Source organism: Sphingopyxis sp. (assembly GCF_965279755.1).
Lineage (GTDB): Bacteria > Pseudomonadota > Alphaproteobacteria > Sphingomonadales > Sphingomonadaceae > Sphingopyxis.
In genome coordinates this window covers 1,246,777-1,262,505 of sequence record NZ_OZ257261.1, presented here as the reverse complement: position 1 = coordinate 1,262,505, position 15,729 = coordinate 1,246,777, and the positions used below count along the sequence as shown (strand labels likewise).

Sequence of the window (15,729 nt, the reverse complement as noted above, 5' to 3'; positions counted from 1 at the left end):
ATGCCTTTAACCCTGAATCGCCGCTTTATTGCACCGCGGCGCGCGCCTTACGCATAAAGCAAAGGCCGCCCGCCCCGTGCCGGGACAGGCGGCCTGCCATTGCTTGCCGAAACAGGCTTAGAAGCCGCTCTTCGCCTCGGCCTTTTCCTTGAGCAGCGGGGCGACGTCGAATCCATGCTTCTCCAGTGCCGCGACGATCTTGTCGGTGCCTTCGAGGCCGGCCCAGAACATCGGGCCGCCGCGATAGACCGGCCAGCCATAGCCATAGATCCACACGACATCGATGTCGCTCGCGCGCTGCGCCTTGCCTTCGGTCAGGATCAGCGCGCCTTCGTTGACCATCGGATAGAGCGTGCGCTCGATGATTTCCTGATCGGTGATCTCGCGCTTTTCGACGCCGGCCTTGGCGCGGAACTGGTCGATGATCTCGGCGACGCGCGCGCTGGGCGACGGATTGCGCTTTTCGTCATAGTCATAGAAGCCGGCCTGCTTCTTCTGGCCCCAGCGGCCTTCTGCGCAGAGCGCGTCGCGGATGCTCTCGATCCGGTTCGGATCGCGGTGCCAGCCGATGTCGACACCGGCGAGGTCGCTCATCTGGAAAGGGCCCATCGGCATGCCGAATTCGACATGAACCTTGTCGACCTGCGCCGGGGTGGCGCCTTCCATGAGCAGCTTCATCGCTTCCAGCTGGCGCGGCTTCAGCATGCGGTTGCCGATGAAGCCGTCGCACACGCCGGCGACCACGGCCACCTTGCCGATCTTCTTGCCGATCGCCATCGCCGTCGCCAGGGCGTCGGGCGCGGTCTTGTCGCCGCGCACGACTTCGAGCAGCTTCATGACGTTGGCTGGCGAGAAGAAGTGCATGCCCAGCACGTCGCCGGGGCGGCTCGTCGCGGTCGCGATTTCGTCGATGTCGAGATAGCTGGTGTTCGAGGCGAGGATCGCGCCGGGCTTGGCGATCTTGTCGAGCTTGCCGAATATGTCCTTCTTGACGCCCATATCCTCATAGACCGCCTCGATAATCAGGTCGCAGTCGGCGAGGTCGTCGAGGCTGAGCGTGGGGGTCAGAATCCCCATCATCTGGTCGACCTGTTCGGGCTTGAAGCGGCCCTTGGCGGCGCTTGCATCGTAATTCTTGCGGATCACGCCGACGCCACGGTCGAGCGCTTCCTGCTGCATCTCGACGATCGTCACCGGGATGCCCTTCTGCAGGAAGTTCATCGAAATGCCGCCACCCATCGTGCCGGCACCGATCACGCCGACCTTTTTGGTGTCGCGCAATTGCGTATCCTTGGGCAGGCCGTCAATCTTCGCGGCCTGACGCTCGGCGAAAAAGATGTGGCGCTGCGCCGCCGACTGGCTGCCGAACATCAGCCTGGTGAACTCCTGCCGCTCGAAGGCGAGCCCCTCGTCGAACGGCAGGCGCGTCGCGGCCTCGACGCAGGCGAGGTTCGCATAGGGTGCCTCGAACCCGCGCCAGCGCTTGGCGTTGGCGGTCTTGAGCTGTTCGATCACCGCGACGTCGCCGAACACGGCACGGTCGCGCGTCGGACGCGGGCCGTCGGCGATTTTCGCGCGCGCAAAGGCTATCGCGTCGGCGGCGAGGCTGTCTTCGCCTGCGAGTTCGTCGACGAGGCCGAGTTCCTTGGCTTTCGATGCGGGGAGCGGATCGCCCGACGAAACCATCGTCGCCGCGGCTTCGACACCGACGACGCGCGGCAGGCGCTGCGTGCCGCCCGCGCCGGGCAGCAGGCCGAGCTTCACTTCGGGCACGCCGAGCTTCGCCGAGGGAACCGCGACGCGGTAATGGCAGACGAGCGCGGTTTCGAGACCGCCGCCGAGCGCGGTGCCGTGAATCGCCGCAACGACCGGCTTCGCGGCAGCTTCGATCATGTTGAGCACGGCGTTGAAATCGGGGCCGCGCGGGGCTTTGCCGAATTCGCTGATGTCGGCGCCGGCGATGAAGGTGCTGCCGTCGCAGCGCAGCACGATCGCCTTGACGCTGTCATCGGCAAGCGCCGCCTTGAAATGATCCTCAAGGCCCTGGCGGACGTGCCATGACAGCGCGTTTACCGGCGGATTGTTGACGATGACGACGGCGACTTCGCCATCCTTCTGCATCGTCACGCTGATGGGGGTTTCTTCGGACATGGGAGACTCCTTGGTTCAATCAGTCATCGATGGCGGCGTGGACAAGCGTCTTGACCTCGCGCCGCACGGGATAGGTGGAAGAGGGCATGAGCTGGGTCATGAAGACCATGCAGATCTGCTCGACCGGATCGACGAAGAAGCCGGTCGAGAACATGCCGCCCCAATAGAAATCGCCGGCCGAGCCCGGGATGCCGGCCTGCGCCGGATCGAGCGTGACCGCGAAGCCGAGGCCGAAGCCGACCCCGGCATTTTCGTCTTCGGAAAAGATCCCGACGCTGTGCTGCGTCAGGTCGCCGCCGCCGACGAGATGGTTCGACGTCATCAGGTCGAGCGTCTTGCGGCTGATGATCCGCACATCGCCGAGCTTGCCGCCGCCCAGCAGCATCAGGCAGAAACGATGATAGTCGTGGAGCGTCGAGGCCAGTCCGCCGCCGCCCGACGGAAAGCTGCGGTCCTTCGCCCAGCGGCTGCGATCGCCGCCATCGAACGCCTTCATCTTCTCCTTGGGATCGAAGGCATAGCAGTCGGTCAGCCGGTGCTGCTGGTCGGCGGGCACCTTGAAGCCGGTGTCGACCATGCCGAGCGGGCCGAACAGGCGATCCTGCAGAACCTGTGCAAAGGGCTTGCCCTCGATCCGTTCGATCACCGCGCCGAGAACGTCGGTCGCCATCGAATAATTCCAGTGCGCGCCGGGGTCGAACTGCAGCGGAATCTTCGCGAGACCTGCGATGAAGCTGTCCATCGTGTAATCGGCGTCGAAATCGTCGATCTTGGTCTTGCGATAGGCGGCGTCGACCGGCGTGCGCTCCTGAAAGCTGTAGGTCAGCCCCGCAGTGTGGCGGAGCAAGTCGACCATCAGGATCGGGCGCGCCGGCGGACGGGTCAGGAAGGGCACATTGCCGCCACCCGCGACGAAAACGCCGGTTTCCTTGAATTCGGGGCAGAATTTGACCAGCGGATCGCTGAGCGCGACCTTGCCTTCCTCGACCAGCATCATGAAGACGACCGATGTGATCGGCTTGGTCATGCTGGCGATGCGGAAGATCGCATCCTCTTGCAGCGCCTCGCCGGGACGCGCCTCTCCGATGCACGACAGATGCGCGATCTCGCCGCGGCGCGACACCAAGGTCGCGGCGTGTGGCAGGCGGCCGGTGCTGACATATTTGGCGTCCAGAAAGGCCGGAATGCGGTCCAGCCGCGCGGTATCGAAACCCTGAATCACTTTGCGGCTCACGAAACGCGAACTCCTTCGAGGATGGCGGCGGCTTCGGCAAGAAGCGCCGGGTCTATGTCCAGATCGGCTGCCCTGGCGGTCTCGCGCAACTGATCGGGCTTGCTTGCACCGACAATCGCGCTGGTGATTCCGGGCTGCGCGAGCACCCAGGCGATCGCAAGCTGGGGAAGCGAACAGCCGGCCTTGTCGGCAATTGTCTTCAGGCTCTGCACGGCCTCAAGCACCGGATCGGTCAGGAACTGCTGCATATAATGTGCATCGTCGCCCGTCGCGCGGCTTCCTTCGGGCCGTGCCGCGCCGGGCAGATATTTGCCGCTCAGCACCCCTTGCGCGAGCGGTGACCAGACGATCTGGCCGATACCGTTCGCGATGCTGACCGGGATCACCTTCGCCTCAGGCCGGCGATAGAGCAGGCTGTATTGCGGCTGGCTCGACACGAATTTGACCGACGGCGGCGCCAGCGCGACCGCGGCCTCGATCTGTTCGGGCGACCATTCGGAAAAGCCGATCGCGCGCGCCTTGCCGCTGCGTACGACCTCGGACAGCGCCGCCATCGTTTCCTCGAGCGGCGTGTCGGGATCGTAGCGGTGACATTGATAGAGATCGACATAGTCGGTGCGAAGCCGCGTCAGGCTGGCATCGATCTGCTCCGCCACCTGCGCGGCCGGCAGCCCCTTGTCGGTCTCGGTCATCGGGAAGAACAGCTTGGTGGCGAGCACATAGCTGTCACGCGGTCGGCCTTTCAGCACGTCGCCGAGAAAGCTTTCCGCCGCACCGCGGCCATAGATGTTCGCGGTATCGATGAAGTTGATCCCGGCATCGAACGACGCATCGACGCAGGCGCGCCCGGCGCTGTCGTCGACGCCGACCCCATAGGTCAGCCAGCTGCCGAGGCAGATTGCCGAAACCTCGATCCCGCTGTCGCCAAGCTGCCGATACTGCATCGTCCGAAATCCTCTTTAGTGCGAGGTCTGGCCCAGCAGCTGGCGCGTCACCGGGTGCGAACTGGTAAGGCCGCCATCGACCGCTATGGCCTGTCCGTTGACATAGCTCGCCTGATCGCTGGCAAGGAAGAGCGCGACATTCGCCAGCTCCTCGGGCTGCGCCGCGCGGCGCAGCGGATTGAGCTGGCCGAGCTTGTGCGTAACCTCCTTGGCCTTCGCATAGTCGAAGGTCGGCTTGGTCATGCCGGTTTCGGTCAGGCCGGGGCACACCGCGTTGACGCGCACGCCGCTGGTCGAAAGCTGCTGCGCTGCGACCTTGGCGAGGTTGATGACGCCCGCCTTCGACGCCGAATAGGCGCCCGGACCGGCGCCCGAATTGAGCCCGGCGACGCTGGCGGTAAGCACGATCGCGCCGCCACGGCCCTGATCGACCATCGCCTTGCCGGCGTGCTTCACCATCAGTGCGGGGCCGATCAGATTGACGCGCAGCGTCTCGGCCCAGGCGGCCGGATCGAAATCGAAAATGCCGCCCATGTCGCCGATGATCCCGGCGTTGGCGAAGGCGATGTCGAGCGCGCCATAAGTATCCTTTGCGGCCGCGACCAACGATACGACATCGGCCTCGACGCCCGCGTCGATCTCGAGCGCGGCGGCCTCGCCGCCGGCATCCTTCACCAACCGCGCGGTTTCATGCACCGCCGCGGTCTTGTCGCCGATGACGAGTTTTGCGCCTTCGGCAGCGAAGCGCAGCGCGCTCGCACGGCCGATGCCCGAACCGGCGCCGGTGATGATCGCGATCTTGCCGTCCAAAGCGCCCATTTTATCCTCCGCTCGAAGTGTTGCCGCCATCGATCACGATCGTCTGGCCGGTGGTGAAGCCGCCCGCGCGGCTCGCAAGAAAGACCGCGGCGCCCGCAATTTCCTCGGGGTCGCCGATGCGGCGCAGCGACGAGCGGCGTGTGGAGACTTCCAGATTGTCGGGGTTTTCCCACAGCGCGCGCGCGAAGTCGGTCTTGATGAGGCCGGGTGCGATACAGTTGACGCGGACGCCCTGCGGACCGAACTCGTCGGCCAGATTGCGCGCCATCTGCATGTCGGCGGCTTTCGAGATCGCATAGGCACCGAGGATCGACGATCCCTTGAGACCGCCGATCGAACTGATGATTATGATCGATCCCTTGCCCGCCGCGAGCATGGCGGGCGCGCACATATGCGCCAGCCAATGGTTCGACAGGATATTGTTCTCCATGATCTTGCGGAACTGGTCGTCGCTGATCCCCGCCGACGGCCCATAATAGGGGTTCGACGCGGCGTTGCAGACGAGCGTGGTAACGGGACCGAGCGCGGCGACGGTCTCGTCGACGAGATTCTGCAAACCTTCCTTCGACGAGATATTCGCGGCGATCGCGATCGCCGTGCCGTCGCCATATTTCGCGTTGAGTTCGGCGGCGACCGCGTCGCAGGCGTCCTGCTTGCGGCTCGAAATCACGACCCTGGCGCCGTGAAAGGCCATTGCTTCCGCAATGGCCTTGCCGATGCCGCGCGACGATCCGGTGATCAACGCGACCTGGCCGGTCATGTCGAACAGGTTCATGCGCCCGCTTTCTTCGCGAAGTCCCACGCTTTCTGCGCCAGCGGCAGAACGCGCTCGGACATTTCCTTCGCATGGCTCGACGAGGCGGTGCCGTCGATGACGCGCTTCTTGATCCCCTGCATGATGCCTGCGAGGCGAAAGAAGTTATACGCGAAATACCAGTTCATGTCGGGCACGCCGTCGCGACCGGTGGCGGCGCAATAGCGTTCAACGACCTCGTCGAGTTCGGGAATGCCGAGCGCCTTGCGGTCGAGATCCATGACCCCCGATCGGCCGCCATTCTCCGTCACCCACGCCATCGCCACATAGGTGAAATCGGCGAGCGGGTCGCCGAGCGTCGACAGCTCCCAGTCGAGCACCGCGAGCACTGCGGGACGGTCTTTCGCAAAGATCATATTGTCGATGCGATAGTCGCCATGAACGACGCTGGTGCGCGTCTGTTCGGGCAGGGTGGCGGTCAGCCAGGTGATCAGCTGTTCCATCTCGTCCATCGTCTCGGTTTCCGAGAGACGGTATTGCTTGGTCCAGCGATCGACCTGACGGCCGAAATAATTGCCGGGCTTGCCGAAGTCCGACAGGCCCGCCGCCTCGACGTCGACGCTGTGCAATGCGGCGAGCGTGTCGATCATCGCGTCATAGGTGGCGCGGCGGTTTTCCGGCGTCGACCCCGGCATCGATCCATCCCAGATCGTCTGGCCGTCGACCATGCCCATGACATAGAACCAGCTGCCGACGACGCTGTCGTCGGTGCAAAGCCCATATTGGCGCGCGACGGGGAAGCCGGTCTTATGAAGGCCCGCCTGCACCTTATATTCGCGGTCGACCGCGTGCGCCGAGGGGAGAAGCTGACCAAAGGGCTTGCGCCGCAGCACATAATTGCCCGACGGCGCGCTGATCTTGTAGGTCGGGTTCGACTGGCCGCCGGCGAACTTGCCCTGCGTCAGCGGGCCTTCGAAGCCCTCGACATTGGCCTCCATCCAGGCGGTGAGCTTCGCTTCGTCGAGCAGGTCGGCGCCCTCGGGGGCCACCGTGCCGCTGAACAGCTTCTGCGCGTCCATCGCCGCCGTCATTGGTCGAACACGATGACCGACCGCGCGGCATCGCCTTTCTTCATCTTGTCGAAGCCTTCGTTGATCCGTTCGAGCGGGATCGTTTCGGCGACGATGCTGTCGAGGTCGAGCAGGCCGCGGAGGTAGAAATCGACGAGGCGCGGAATGTCGACCGGGAAGCGGTTGCCGCCCATGATCGCGCCCTGCAGCTTCTTGCCGCTCAGCAGGTCCATCGCGCTGAGGCCGACCTTCTCCGACAGCGGCATCATCCCGAGGATCGTCGCGGTGCCGCCGCGGCGAAGCGATGCGACCGCGAGGCTGGCCGACGCCGGACGCCCGACGGCTTCGATCGCATGGTCGACGCCGCCCTTGGTCAGCTCGAGAATCTGCTTTGCCGCATCGTCGGCGAGAGCATCGACGACGTCGGTCGCGCCCAGCTTCTTCGCCAACTCGCGCTTCTCGGGAACCGGGTCGGCGGCGATGATGCGGCCCGCGCCGGCGATCTTCGCGGCGTTGATCGTCGCTAGGCCCACGCCGCCGCAGCCGACGACCGCGACGGTTTCGCCCGGGGTCACCTTGCACGCGTTGAAGATCGTTCCCGCGCCGGTCGTCACCGCGCAGCCGATCACCGCGGCGCGGTCGAGCGGCATGTCGGGATCGATCCGTACGCAGGCATGTTCGTGGACCAGCATCACCTCCGAAAAGGCGCTGAGGTTGAGCATCTGGTTGACCGGCGAGCCGTCGGGACGCGTGATGCGCGGCGCCGATCCCGGCGCGCGGCGCGTGTCGCCGCCGAGGCAAAGCGACATGCGGCCCGAAACGCAGAACTCGCAGTGGCCGCAGAAGGCCGAAAGACAGGTGACGACCGCGTCGCCGACCTGCACCATCCGCACTTCGCTGCCGACCGCCTCGACGATGCCCGCCGCCTCATGGCCGGGGATCGCGGGCAGGGGGTGCGGATAGGCCCCGTCGATGAAATGCAGATCCGAATGGCAAAGCCCGCAGGCGGCGGTGCGGATGCGGACCTCGTGCGGACCGGGCTTGTCGACGACGACATCTTCGATGACGAGCGGCTTGCCCGGCTCGATCAGAACGGCAGCTTTGGTCAATCTCTCTCTCCGGATGATCAGATTCTAGCGCGAAACGCCGATGTCGCCCGACGAGAAGCCGGGGTCGCTGGCGGGCGAATGCTTGGCGAGTTCGATGCGCGAGATCGCGCGGGCGTGCACCTCGTCGGGACCGTCGGCAAGGCGCAGCGTGCGCTGGCCGGCGTACATCTTGGCGAGCCCGAAATCATCGCTGACGCCGCCGCCGCCATGTGCCTGGATTGCATCGTCGATGATCTGCAGCGCCATGTTCGGCGCCTGCACCTTGATCATCGCGATTTCGGCCGCGGCCGACTTGTTGCCGACCTTGTCCATCATGTCGGCCGCCTTCAGGCAGAGCAGGCGCGTCATCTCGATATCGATGCGCGCGCGGGCGATGCGCTGTTCCCAGACGCTGTGTTCGGAAATCGTCTTGCCGAACGCCACGCGCGACTGCAGCCGCTTGCACATGCGTTCCAGCGCTTCCTCGGCAGTGCCGATCGTACGCATGCAATGGTGGATGCGGCCCGGCCCGAGGCGGCCCTGCGCGATCTCGAACCCGCGGCCCTCGCCGAGCAGCATCGCGTCCTCGGCGTTGACGCGGACATCCTTCAGCTCGATTTCCATGTGGCCGTGCGGCGCATCGTCATAGCCGAAGACGGGCAGGTGGCGCTTGATGTTGATGCCCGGCGTATCCATCGGCACGACCAGCATCGACTGCTGCGCATGGCGCTTGGCCCCGAAGTCGGTCTTGCCCATCACGATCGACACGGTGCAGCGCGGATCGCCTGCGCCCGACGACCACCATTTGGTGCCGTTGATGACATAATCGTCGCCGTCGCGCTCGATCCGCGTTTCGATGTTCGTCGCGTCGGACGAGGCGACCTGCGGTTCGGTCATCAGAAAGGCCGAGCGGATTTCGCCATTCATCAGCGGCCCGAGATATTTTTCCTTCTGCGCGCGGGTTCCGTAACGGTGGAAGACTTCCATGTTGCCGGTGTCGGGCGCCGAGCAGTTGAAGACCTCGCTCGCGAAGCCGACGCGGCCCATTTCTTCGGCGCACAGCGCATATTCAAGGTTGGTGAGGCCGGGGCCTTCGAATTCGAACGTCTCGTCGACATGATGGTGCGCGGCCGACTTGGGCGGCATGAACAGGTTCCAGATGCCCGCGGCCTTCGCCTCGGCCTTCAGATCCTCGACGACCTGGATGACTTTCCAGCGGTCGCCGGCGGCATCCTGTTCCTTGTAGACGGGGACGGCGGGGCGGACCTTGCGCTCGATGAATTCGCGGACCCGGCCCTGCCAATGCTTCTGCCGGTCAGTGAGATCGAAGTCCATCTGCGCGTTCCTTTCCCTTTACGTTTACGTAAACCCTTGGACCGATTCGCCAGCCTTGCCAAGTCCCGCGGCGCATAAAATTGCTCCCGCGCAGGCCGTCGCGCAAGCTTGCGTTACGGCACCGGCGGTTCGCGATCCTTGACGCCCGCGAGCGCCTCGAGCCGGGCTTCGTGGCTCGCGCGGTCGATGGCATAGCGGCGCAGGCCCGTCGCGGCTGCGGCGGCGATCAGCACCATCAGCGCGGCGAAAATCCATGACATCGTCGCGGCGGCGCTCGCGGGCCAGTCCTCGGGCCGGACCTGCTCGCCCAGCCCGACATAGGCGACGAGCTGACCGACCAGAAAGATGCCGAGCGCCTGCCCGAATTTCTGCACCATCAGATAGCCGGCGAAGAAGACGCCTTCGATCCGCGTGCCATGCTCGATCTCGTGCGCCTCGACGATTTCCGCCACCATCGACGAGGAGGAGATGTTGGCCACGATCAGGCCAAAGAGTGACACCGTCATGAAGGCGAGCAGCAGCGTCATCGAGGTCCAGCTGCCGAGGTCGGGCCACCAGCCGAGGTTGCGTGCCGCGTAGGGGAGAAAGGCGATCGCCCCGCTCAGCAGGACCGCAGCGATCGCCGTGTCGCGCTTGCCAAAGCGGCGATGCGCGATCCCGACTGCGGCGAAAGCCCCGAACACCGCGATTGCGAGGCCGATCGGATAGAGACGAAGCTGCGCGTCGGTCATCTGCCAGACGTAAAGCATCACATAGTTGATCGACGAGATCGTCGTCGCATAGCCGGTGATGATGAACAGCGCCCCGACCGCCAGCGCGAGGAAGGCGGGGTTGCGGAAGGCGAGCAGGATGTCGGCGAGCATCGACTTACCATGCTGCGGCGTTGCCGCGACGGGCAGCGACAGGATGCGGCGGTGCTGGCCGGCCGCCGACGCCAGCGTGGTCACGAGGATCAGCACCGCACCGAACAGGCCGAAGGCGGTGTAGCCCGAGGGATCGAGCAGGCCGCTCTTCGTCGGATCGTCCGACTTCAGGAAAATGTTGTAAGCCAGCGCGGTCGCGACGAGCCCGCCGAGCCAGCCGAAGAGGAAACGGAAGCGCACCAGCGTGGTGCGCTCGTCATAGTCGCGCGTCAGTTCGGCGACGAGCGAGATCGACGGAATTTCGCACGCCGAAACGAGGACACGCACCGCGATGACATTGAGCGCAAGGCCCAGCGTCGAATGCGTCGCGATGTCGGGTGAGACCCACAGCAGGGCCCAGGCGATCGCCATCGGCACCGCAGCGCCATAGAGCCAGGGCAGCCGCCGGCCCAGCCGCGTGCGCGTCGCGTCCGACAGGCGGCCGATCAGCGGATCGACCATCGCATCGACGAACATCGCGGCGATCAGCACCAGCGACACGGTGCGCGGATCGAAGCCGAGCACCTGATTGTAATAGAGCATGAAGAAGGTGGTGAGTCCCGCCTCCTTGATGCCGAGCGTGACCGCCCCCAGTCCGTGCGCGAGCTTGATCCGCGCCGGCAGCGCGCCGGGGAGAGCGGCGGCGGTCATTGTAGGCCGGTCGCTTCCGACGATGCCTCTGCCACCGCGAGCGCGGCGAGCCGCGCTTCATGGTCGGCGCGGTTGATCGGGAAGCGCGAGAAAATCCAGGTCGACAGGATCGTCGCGACGATGACGATGACGCTGTAGCTGAGGACCAGCCGGTCGACGACTTCGGGCGCAACCTGTCCGGGCACGGCCTTCGACGGCAGCCCCGACAGGCTGATGAGCAGGCCGGTGAGGCCGATGCCGACGGCGGTCGCGCATTTCTGGACGAACATCCAGCCCGCGGCGAACACCCCTTCGGTACGGCGTCCGGTCTCGACCTGCGAGGCCTCGACGACGTCGGCGAGCATCGACTGGGCGGAGATCATCACCATCACCGCATTGACGTTGGAGATCAGGATGAAGCCCATCAGCAGATTGCTCGAAAAGCCCGTTCCCGCTGCGGGCCAATGGCCCGACAGGAACAGAGCGAACGGCACGACCCAGAAGATCGTGCTGATCACGCCGCATACGACCGCGACCCGCTTTTTCCCGAAGCGGTGGTGAAGCGGCTGCACGAGCACAAAGGACGCCAGCACGCTCACCATCAGCAGCCACGGCAGCGCGGCAAAGGCGCCGTCCGAGAACCGCCAGACGTAGAGGTAGAGGAAGTTCGAGATCGTGAAGGTCATCTGGGTGCTCGAAATCGCGATCAGCGACGCGCCGAGCAGGATCAGCGCGGCGGGGTGACGGAGCGACTCCCATATCTCGGCAAAAAGACGTTTCGGCGAACCGGGCTCGGGTTTGGTCGCCGGCAGGTGCGCGATGCGGCGATGCTGGCCGAGCGCCGAGATCAGCACCGTCACCGCCATGATGATCGCGCCGCAGAGGCCGTAGAGCCAATAGCCGGCCGGATTGAGCTGGCCGAACTCGTGCGTCGCATCAGGGCGCAGGAAGACCGTGTTGGCGAGGAAGAAGACGAGCAGCCCGCCGCCCCACGCGAAGAGGAAGCGGAAGCGGACCAGCGCGGTGCGCTCGTCATAGTCGCTGGTCAGCTCGGCGACGAGCGACTGCGACGGCACCTCGCAGCACGACACCAGCGTGCGAACCAAGACCGCGACGACCACCAGATAGGCAAAGATATGACTATGGTCCTCGGGCGGCGACCACAGCAGCATCCACGCAAAGCCGAGCGGGATCGGGGCGATGTAGAGCCACGGATGCCGCCGGCCCCAGCGCGTGTAGGTGCGGTCGGAGAAATAGCCGATCAGCGGATCGACGAAGGCATCGGCGAGCAGCGCGAACATCAGCGCCAGCGAGACGAGGCTGGCGTCGAGCCCGACGACCTGGCTGTAGAAGATCAGCAGAAAGGTCGAAAAGCCGTTGTCCTTGACGCCATAGGCGACGCTGCCGAGGCCGTGGAACAGCTTGAGCCGGATCGGCAGGCGCGTGGACGCCGGGGTATCGGCGCTCACGCCGCGGTACCGGCTTTCGCCGCTTCCTCCATGGCCAGCAGGGCATCGAACATCCCCGGCGTTTCCTTATCCCATGCATGGCGCTGACCGATCGTCAGCCCGCCATCGACCAGCAGGTGGGTGCCGGTCATGAAGGAGGATTCCTCGCTCGCGAGATAGGCGACCGCGTTGGCGATATCCTCGGGCTGGCCGCCGCGCGCGACCGGCTGCGCCTGCGCGCTCATCTGCGCGATCACTTCATTCGCCTGCGTCTTGAGCTCGCCCGGGACGTCCAGCGAGGCGGTGAAGATGTTGGTGTTGATGAAGCCGGGGCAGATCGCGTTCACGCGGATGCCGTATTGCGCCAGATCGGTCGCCGCGACCTTGCTGAGGTGGAGTACGCCGGCTTTCGCGACGGCATAGGCGATCGGCGAATAGCCTGCGCCGAGCGCCGCGACGCTTGCGGTGTTGACGATGCTCGCACCCTTGCGGCCCTTCATGTGCGGGGCGGCGTAGCGAATCCCCATCGCGACCGATTTGAGGACGAGGTCCATCGTCCGGTCCCAGCCTTCGGGGCTGATCTCGTCGATCGGGGCGCGGTCGCCGCCCGCTGCAGCGTTGTTGAAGACGATGTCGATGCCGCCCGCTTTTGCTGCCGCCGCGTTCATCAGCGCCTCGATATCGGCGGAGACGGTGACGTCGCAGCGGACGAAGTCGATCTTGCCGTTCGACTGTTCGGCCAGCGCCTTGCCGCCCGCTTCGTCGATGTCGGCAGCGAAGACATGCGCGCCTTCACCCGCGAGTTTCAGCACCGCGGCCTTGCCGATGCCCGATGCTGCGCCAGTGACCACGGCGACCTTGCCTGCGAATCGCATATCCTCTGCTCCCGTTTTATTTTGCCACCTAGCTTAGGGGCGAAGCGGCCCCCGTCAACGGCCGTCGACCTTCCGTTACGGCGCCGTAGCGTCGGTTTCGGGGTTCAAGTTGACGCTTGCGTAAAGCAGCGATCAGGCCTTAGTTTCGGGTCCAGAAGAGGAGCCTGAAAATGAGCGATCTGGACGCCTTCCGCGCCGAAGTGCGCGCGTGGCTGGAAGCCAATTGTCCCCCCGAAATGCGCGAGCCGATCCGCGACGAGGATGACGTCTGCTGGGGCGGGCGCAATTTCAAGTTCAAGAACGCCGCGCAGAAGCGGTGGCTCGATGCCTGCGTGTCGAAGGGCTATACCGTTCCCGACTGGCCGAAGCCCTATGGCGGCGCCGGCCTGACGGCCGAGCAGACCAAGATCCTCAAGCAGGAAATGAAGCGCATTCATGCGCGCTCGCCGCTCGACAGCTTCGGCATCTGGATGCTCGGCCCCGCGCTGCTGCAATTCGGCACCGAGGAGCAGAAGGTCCAGTATCTGAACCCGATCGCGCGCGGCGAAATCCGCTGGTGCCAGGGCTATTCGGAGCCGGGTTCGGGCAGCGACCTCGTGTCTTTGCAGACTTTCGGTGAAGACAAGGGCGATCACTGGGTCGTCAACGGATCGAAGATCTGGACCAGCTATGCCGACAAGGCCGACTGGATTTTCTGCCTCGTCCGCACCGACAAGGCGAACAAGTACCAGGGCATCACCTTCATGCTCTTCGACATGGAGAGCAAGGGCGTCACGACCAAGCCGATCCTGCTGATTTCGGGCAACTCGCCCTTCTGCGAGACCTTCTTCGACGATGTCGAGGTGCCGAAGACGCAGTTCATCGGCGAGATCAACCGCGGCTGGGACGTCGCCAAATATCTGCTCGGCCACGAACGCGAGATGATCTCGGGCGGCGGCGCGGGCGGCGACATGGTCAGCATCGGCGGCGCCTTTGCCAAGGCGTTCGGCAAGAATGCGGCGGGCGAGCTCGACGATCCGATCCTGCGCGCCGAAATGGCGGTGTTCGACGTCGATGTCTTCGCCTATCGCGCGATGGGCGAACGCTTCATGGATATGTGGAAGACCGGGCGGGCACACCCCGCTTCGTCGAACATGATGAAATATGTCGGGACCGAGCTCAACAAGCGCCGCCACGAACTCGTGATGTCGGGCGGCGGCAGCGAAGCGCTCGAATGGGACAGCGAAGAGACCAAGGGCGGCGCGCGGGCACGCGGCTGGCTGCGGACCAAGGCCAATTCGATCGAAGGCGGGACGAGCGAAGTCATGCTCAACGTCATCGCCAAGCGTATCCTCGACCTGCCCGGAGCCTGATCCATGCCGCTCTATCACAATGACGACCAGGCGATGCTCAAGGACAGCGTCGCGCCCTTCGTGGCCGAAAAGGCCCCCGTGTCGCACCTCCGCAGCCTGCGCGACAGCGCCGATGCCACCGGCTTCTCGCGCGACCTCTGGGCGCAGTTCACCGAAATGGGCCTGCCCGGCATGCTCGTTCCCGAGGCGCATGGCGGGCTCGGCATGGGGCATATGGAAGCGGGGATCGTGCTCGAGGAAATCGGCCGCAACCTGACCCCGTCGCCCTTCCTGTCGACCGGCGTCGGCGCGGTCGCCGCGCTCGCGAAAGCGGGCGGAACGCAGGCGGGCCGCTGGCTCCCGGCGATCGCATCGGGCGAGGCGATCATCGCGCTCGCGATCGACGAAGGCGCCAAACATCGCCCCGACCGTATCGCGACGACCGCGACGCGCGCGGGCAACGGCTTCCGCCTCGACGGCAAGAAGAGCTTCGTGCTCCACGGCCATGTCGCCGACATGAGCATCGTCGCGGCGAAGACCGACGGCGGCATCACCTTGTTCGCGGTGCCGAAGGACGCGAAGGGAGTCACCGCCGATCCGCGCCGCCTCGTGGACAGCAGCTTGGCGAGCCATGTCACGCTCGACGGCGTCGAGGTCGATGCCGATGCGGTGATCGGCGAGGTCGATGCCGGTGGCGAGATCCTCGACGCGCTGCTCGCGGCAACCCGCACCGGCGCTGCCGCCGAAATGGTTGGCGTCGGCCAAGGCGCGATGGATATGACCGTCACCTACCTCAAGGAACGCAAGCAGTTCGGCAAGCTGATCGGCGAGTTCCAGGGTCTCCAGCACCGCGCCGCGCATCTCTATGGCGAGATGGAAGTCGCGCGCGCCACCGTGATGAAGGCACAGCAACTGCTCGACGAGGGCAGCGAAGGCGCGAAGCTGATGGTCTCTGTCGCGAAAGCAAAGGCCGGCCGTGCCGCCAACCTTGCGGTGCGCGAAGGCGTGCAGATGCACGGCGGCATCGGCATGACCGACGAATATGACATCGGCCTCTATATGAAGCGCGACCGTGCGCTCGCGGAATATATGGGCGATGTGCATTACCACATCGACCAGGTTGCCCGCATGAACGGCTATTGAGCCGG

At 65.2% G+C, this 15,729-nt stretch carries 13 protein-coding genes; 2 read left to right on the top strand and 11 right to left on the bottom strand.

The window, feature by feature from the left end:
• Window positions 1-117: 117 nt before the first annotated feature.
• The 11 genes from ACQY80_RS06205 to ACQY80_RS06155 all read right to left on the bottom strand — a co-directional run bounded on the left by ACQY80_RS06205 (window position 118) and on the right by ACQY80_RS06155 (window position 13,250).
• Window positions 118-2,151 (bottom strand): 3-hydroxyacyl-CoA dehydrogenase NAD-binding domain-containing protein, encoded by a 2,034-nt coding sequence (locus ACQY80_RS06205; RefSeq protein ID WP_428684688.1) that lies wholly within the window; start codon window positions 2,149-2,151, stop codon window positions 118-120.
• Between the two features lie 19 nt (window positions 2,152-2,170).
• Window positions 2,171-3,373, bottom strand: a complete 1,203-nt coding sequence (locus ACQY80_RS06200; protein WP_428685770.1) for a serine hydrolase domain-containing protein — start codon at window positions 3,371-3,373, stop codon at window positions 2,171-2,173.
• 8 nt (window positions 3,374-3,381) lie between these two features.
• Window positions 3,382-4,329, bottom strand: a complete 948-nt coding sequence (locus ACQY80_RS06195; protein ID WP_428684686.1) for an aldo/keto reductase family protein — start codon at window positions 4,327-4,329, stop codon at window positions 3,382-3,384.
• Window positions 4,330-4,344: 15 nt separating this feature from the next.
• Entirely contained in the window at window positions 4,345-5,148 is an 804-nt protein-coding gene (locus tag ACQY80_RS06190; protein WP_428684684.1) for an SDR family NAD(P)-dependent oxidoreductase, read from the bottom strand.
• A gap of 1 nt (window position 5,149) precedes the next feature.
• Complete coding sequence (locus ACQY80_RS06185; protein WP_428684682.1) at window positions 5,150-5,923, bottom strand: SDR family NAD(P)-dependent oxidoreductase; 774 nt, start codon at window positions 5,921-5,923, stop codon at window positions 5,150-5,152.
• Window positions 5,920-6,993, bottom strand: coding sequence for a phosphotransferase family protein (locus ACQY80_RS06180; RefSeq protein WP_428684680.1), 1,074 nt, complete (start codon window positions 6,991-6,993; stop codon window positions 5,920-5,922). Before ACQY80_RS06180 ends, ACQY80_RS06185 begins: the two co-directional genes overlap by 4 nt.
• Entirely contained in the window at window positions 6,990-8,081 is a 1,092-nt protein-coding gene (locus ACQY80_RS06175; protein ID WP_428684678.1) for a Zn-dependent alcohol dehydrogenase, read from the bottom strand. Before ACQY80_RS06175 ends, ACQY80_RS06180 begins: the two co-directional genes overlap by 4 nt.
• A 24-nt stretch (window positions 8,082-8,105) precedes the next feature.
• Window positions 8,106-9,395, bottom strand: a complete 1,290-nt coding sequence (locus ACQY80_RS06170) for an acyl-CoA dehydrogenase family protein (protein WP_428684676.1) — start codon at window positions 9,393-9,395, stop codon at window positions 8,106-8,108.
• A gap of 113 nt (window positions 9,396-9,508) precedes the next feature.
• Window positions 9,509-10,948: an MFS transporter gene (locus ACQY80_RS06165; RefSeq protein WP_428684674.1), complete on the bottom strand. Its 1,440-nt coding sequence runs from the start codon at window positions 10,946-10,948 to the stop codon at window positions 9,509-9,511.
• Complete coding sequence (locus ACQY80_RS06160) at window positions 10,945-12,396, bottom strand: MFS transporter (protein WP_428684672.1); 1,452 nt, start codon at window positions 12,394-12,396, stop codon at window positions 10,945-10,947. Before ACQY80_RS06160 ends, ACQY80_RS06165 begins: the two co-directional genes overlap by 4 nt.
• Window positions 12,393-13,250 (bottom strand): SDR family NAD(P)-dependent oxidoreductase, encoded by an 858-nt coding sequence (locus ACQY80_RS06155; RefSeq protein ID WP_428684670.1) that lies wholly within the window; start codon window positions 13,248-13,250, stop codon window positions 12,393-12,395. Before ACQY80_RS06155 ends, ACQY80_RS06160 begins: the two co-directional genes overlap by 4 nt.
• A 170-nt stretch (window positions 13,251-13,420) precedes the next feature.
• Here ACQY80_RS06155 and ACQY80_RS06150 point away from each other — a divergent pair, with 170 nt between their 5' ends.
• Complete coding sequence (locus tag ACQY80_RS06150; protein ID WP_428684668.1) at window positions 13,421-14,602, top strand: acyl-CoA dehydrogenase family protein; 1,182 nt, start codon at window positions 13,421-13,423, stop codon at window positions 14,600-14,602.
• A gap of 3 nt (window positions 14,603-14,605) precedes the next feature.
• On the top strand, window positions 14,606-15,724 hold the full coding sequence (locus ACQY80_RS06145; RefSeq protein WP_428684666.1) for an acyl-CoA dehydrogenase family protein: 1,119 nt from the start codon (window positions 14,606-14,608) through the stop codon (window positions 15,722-15,724).
• Window positions 15,725-15,729: the final 5 nt, after the last annotated feature.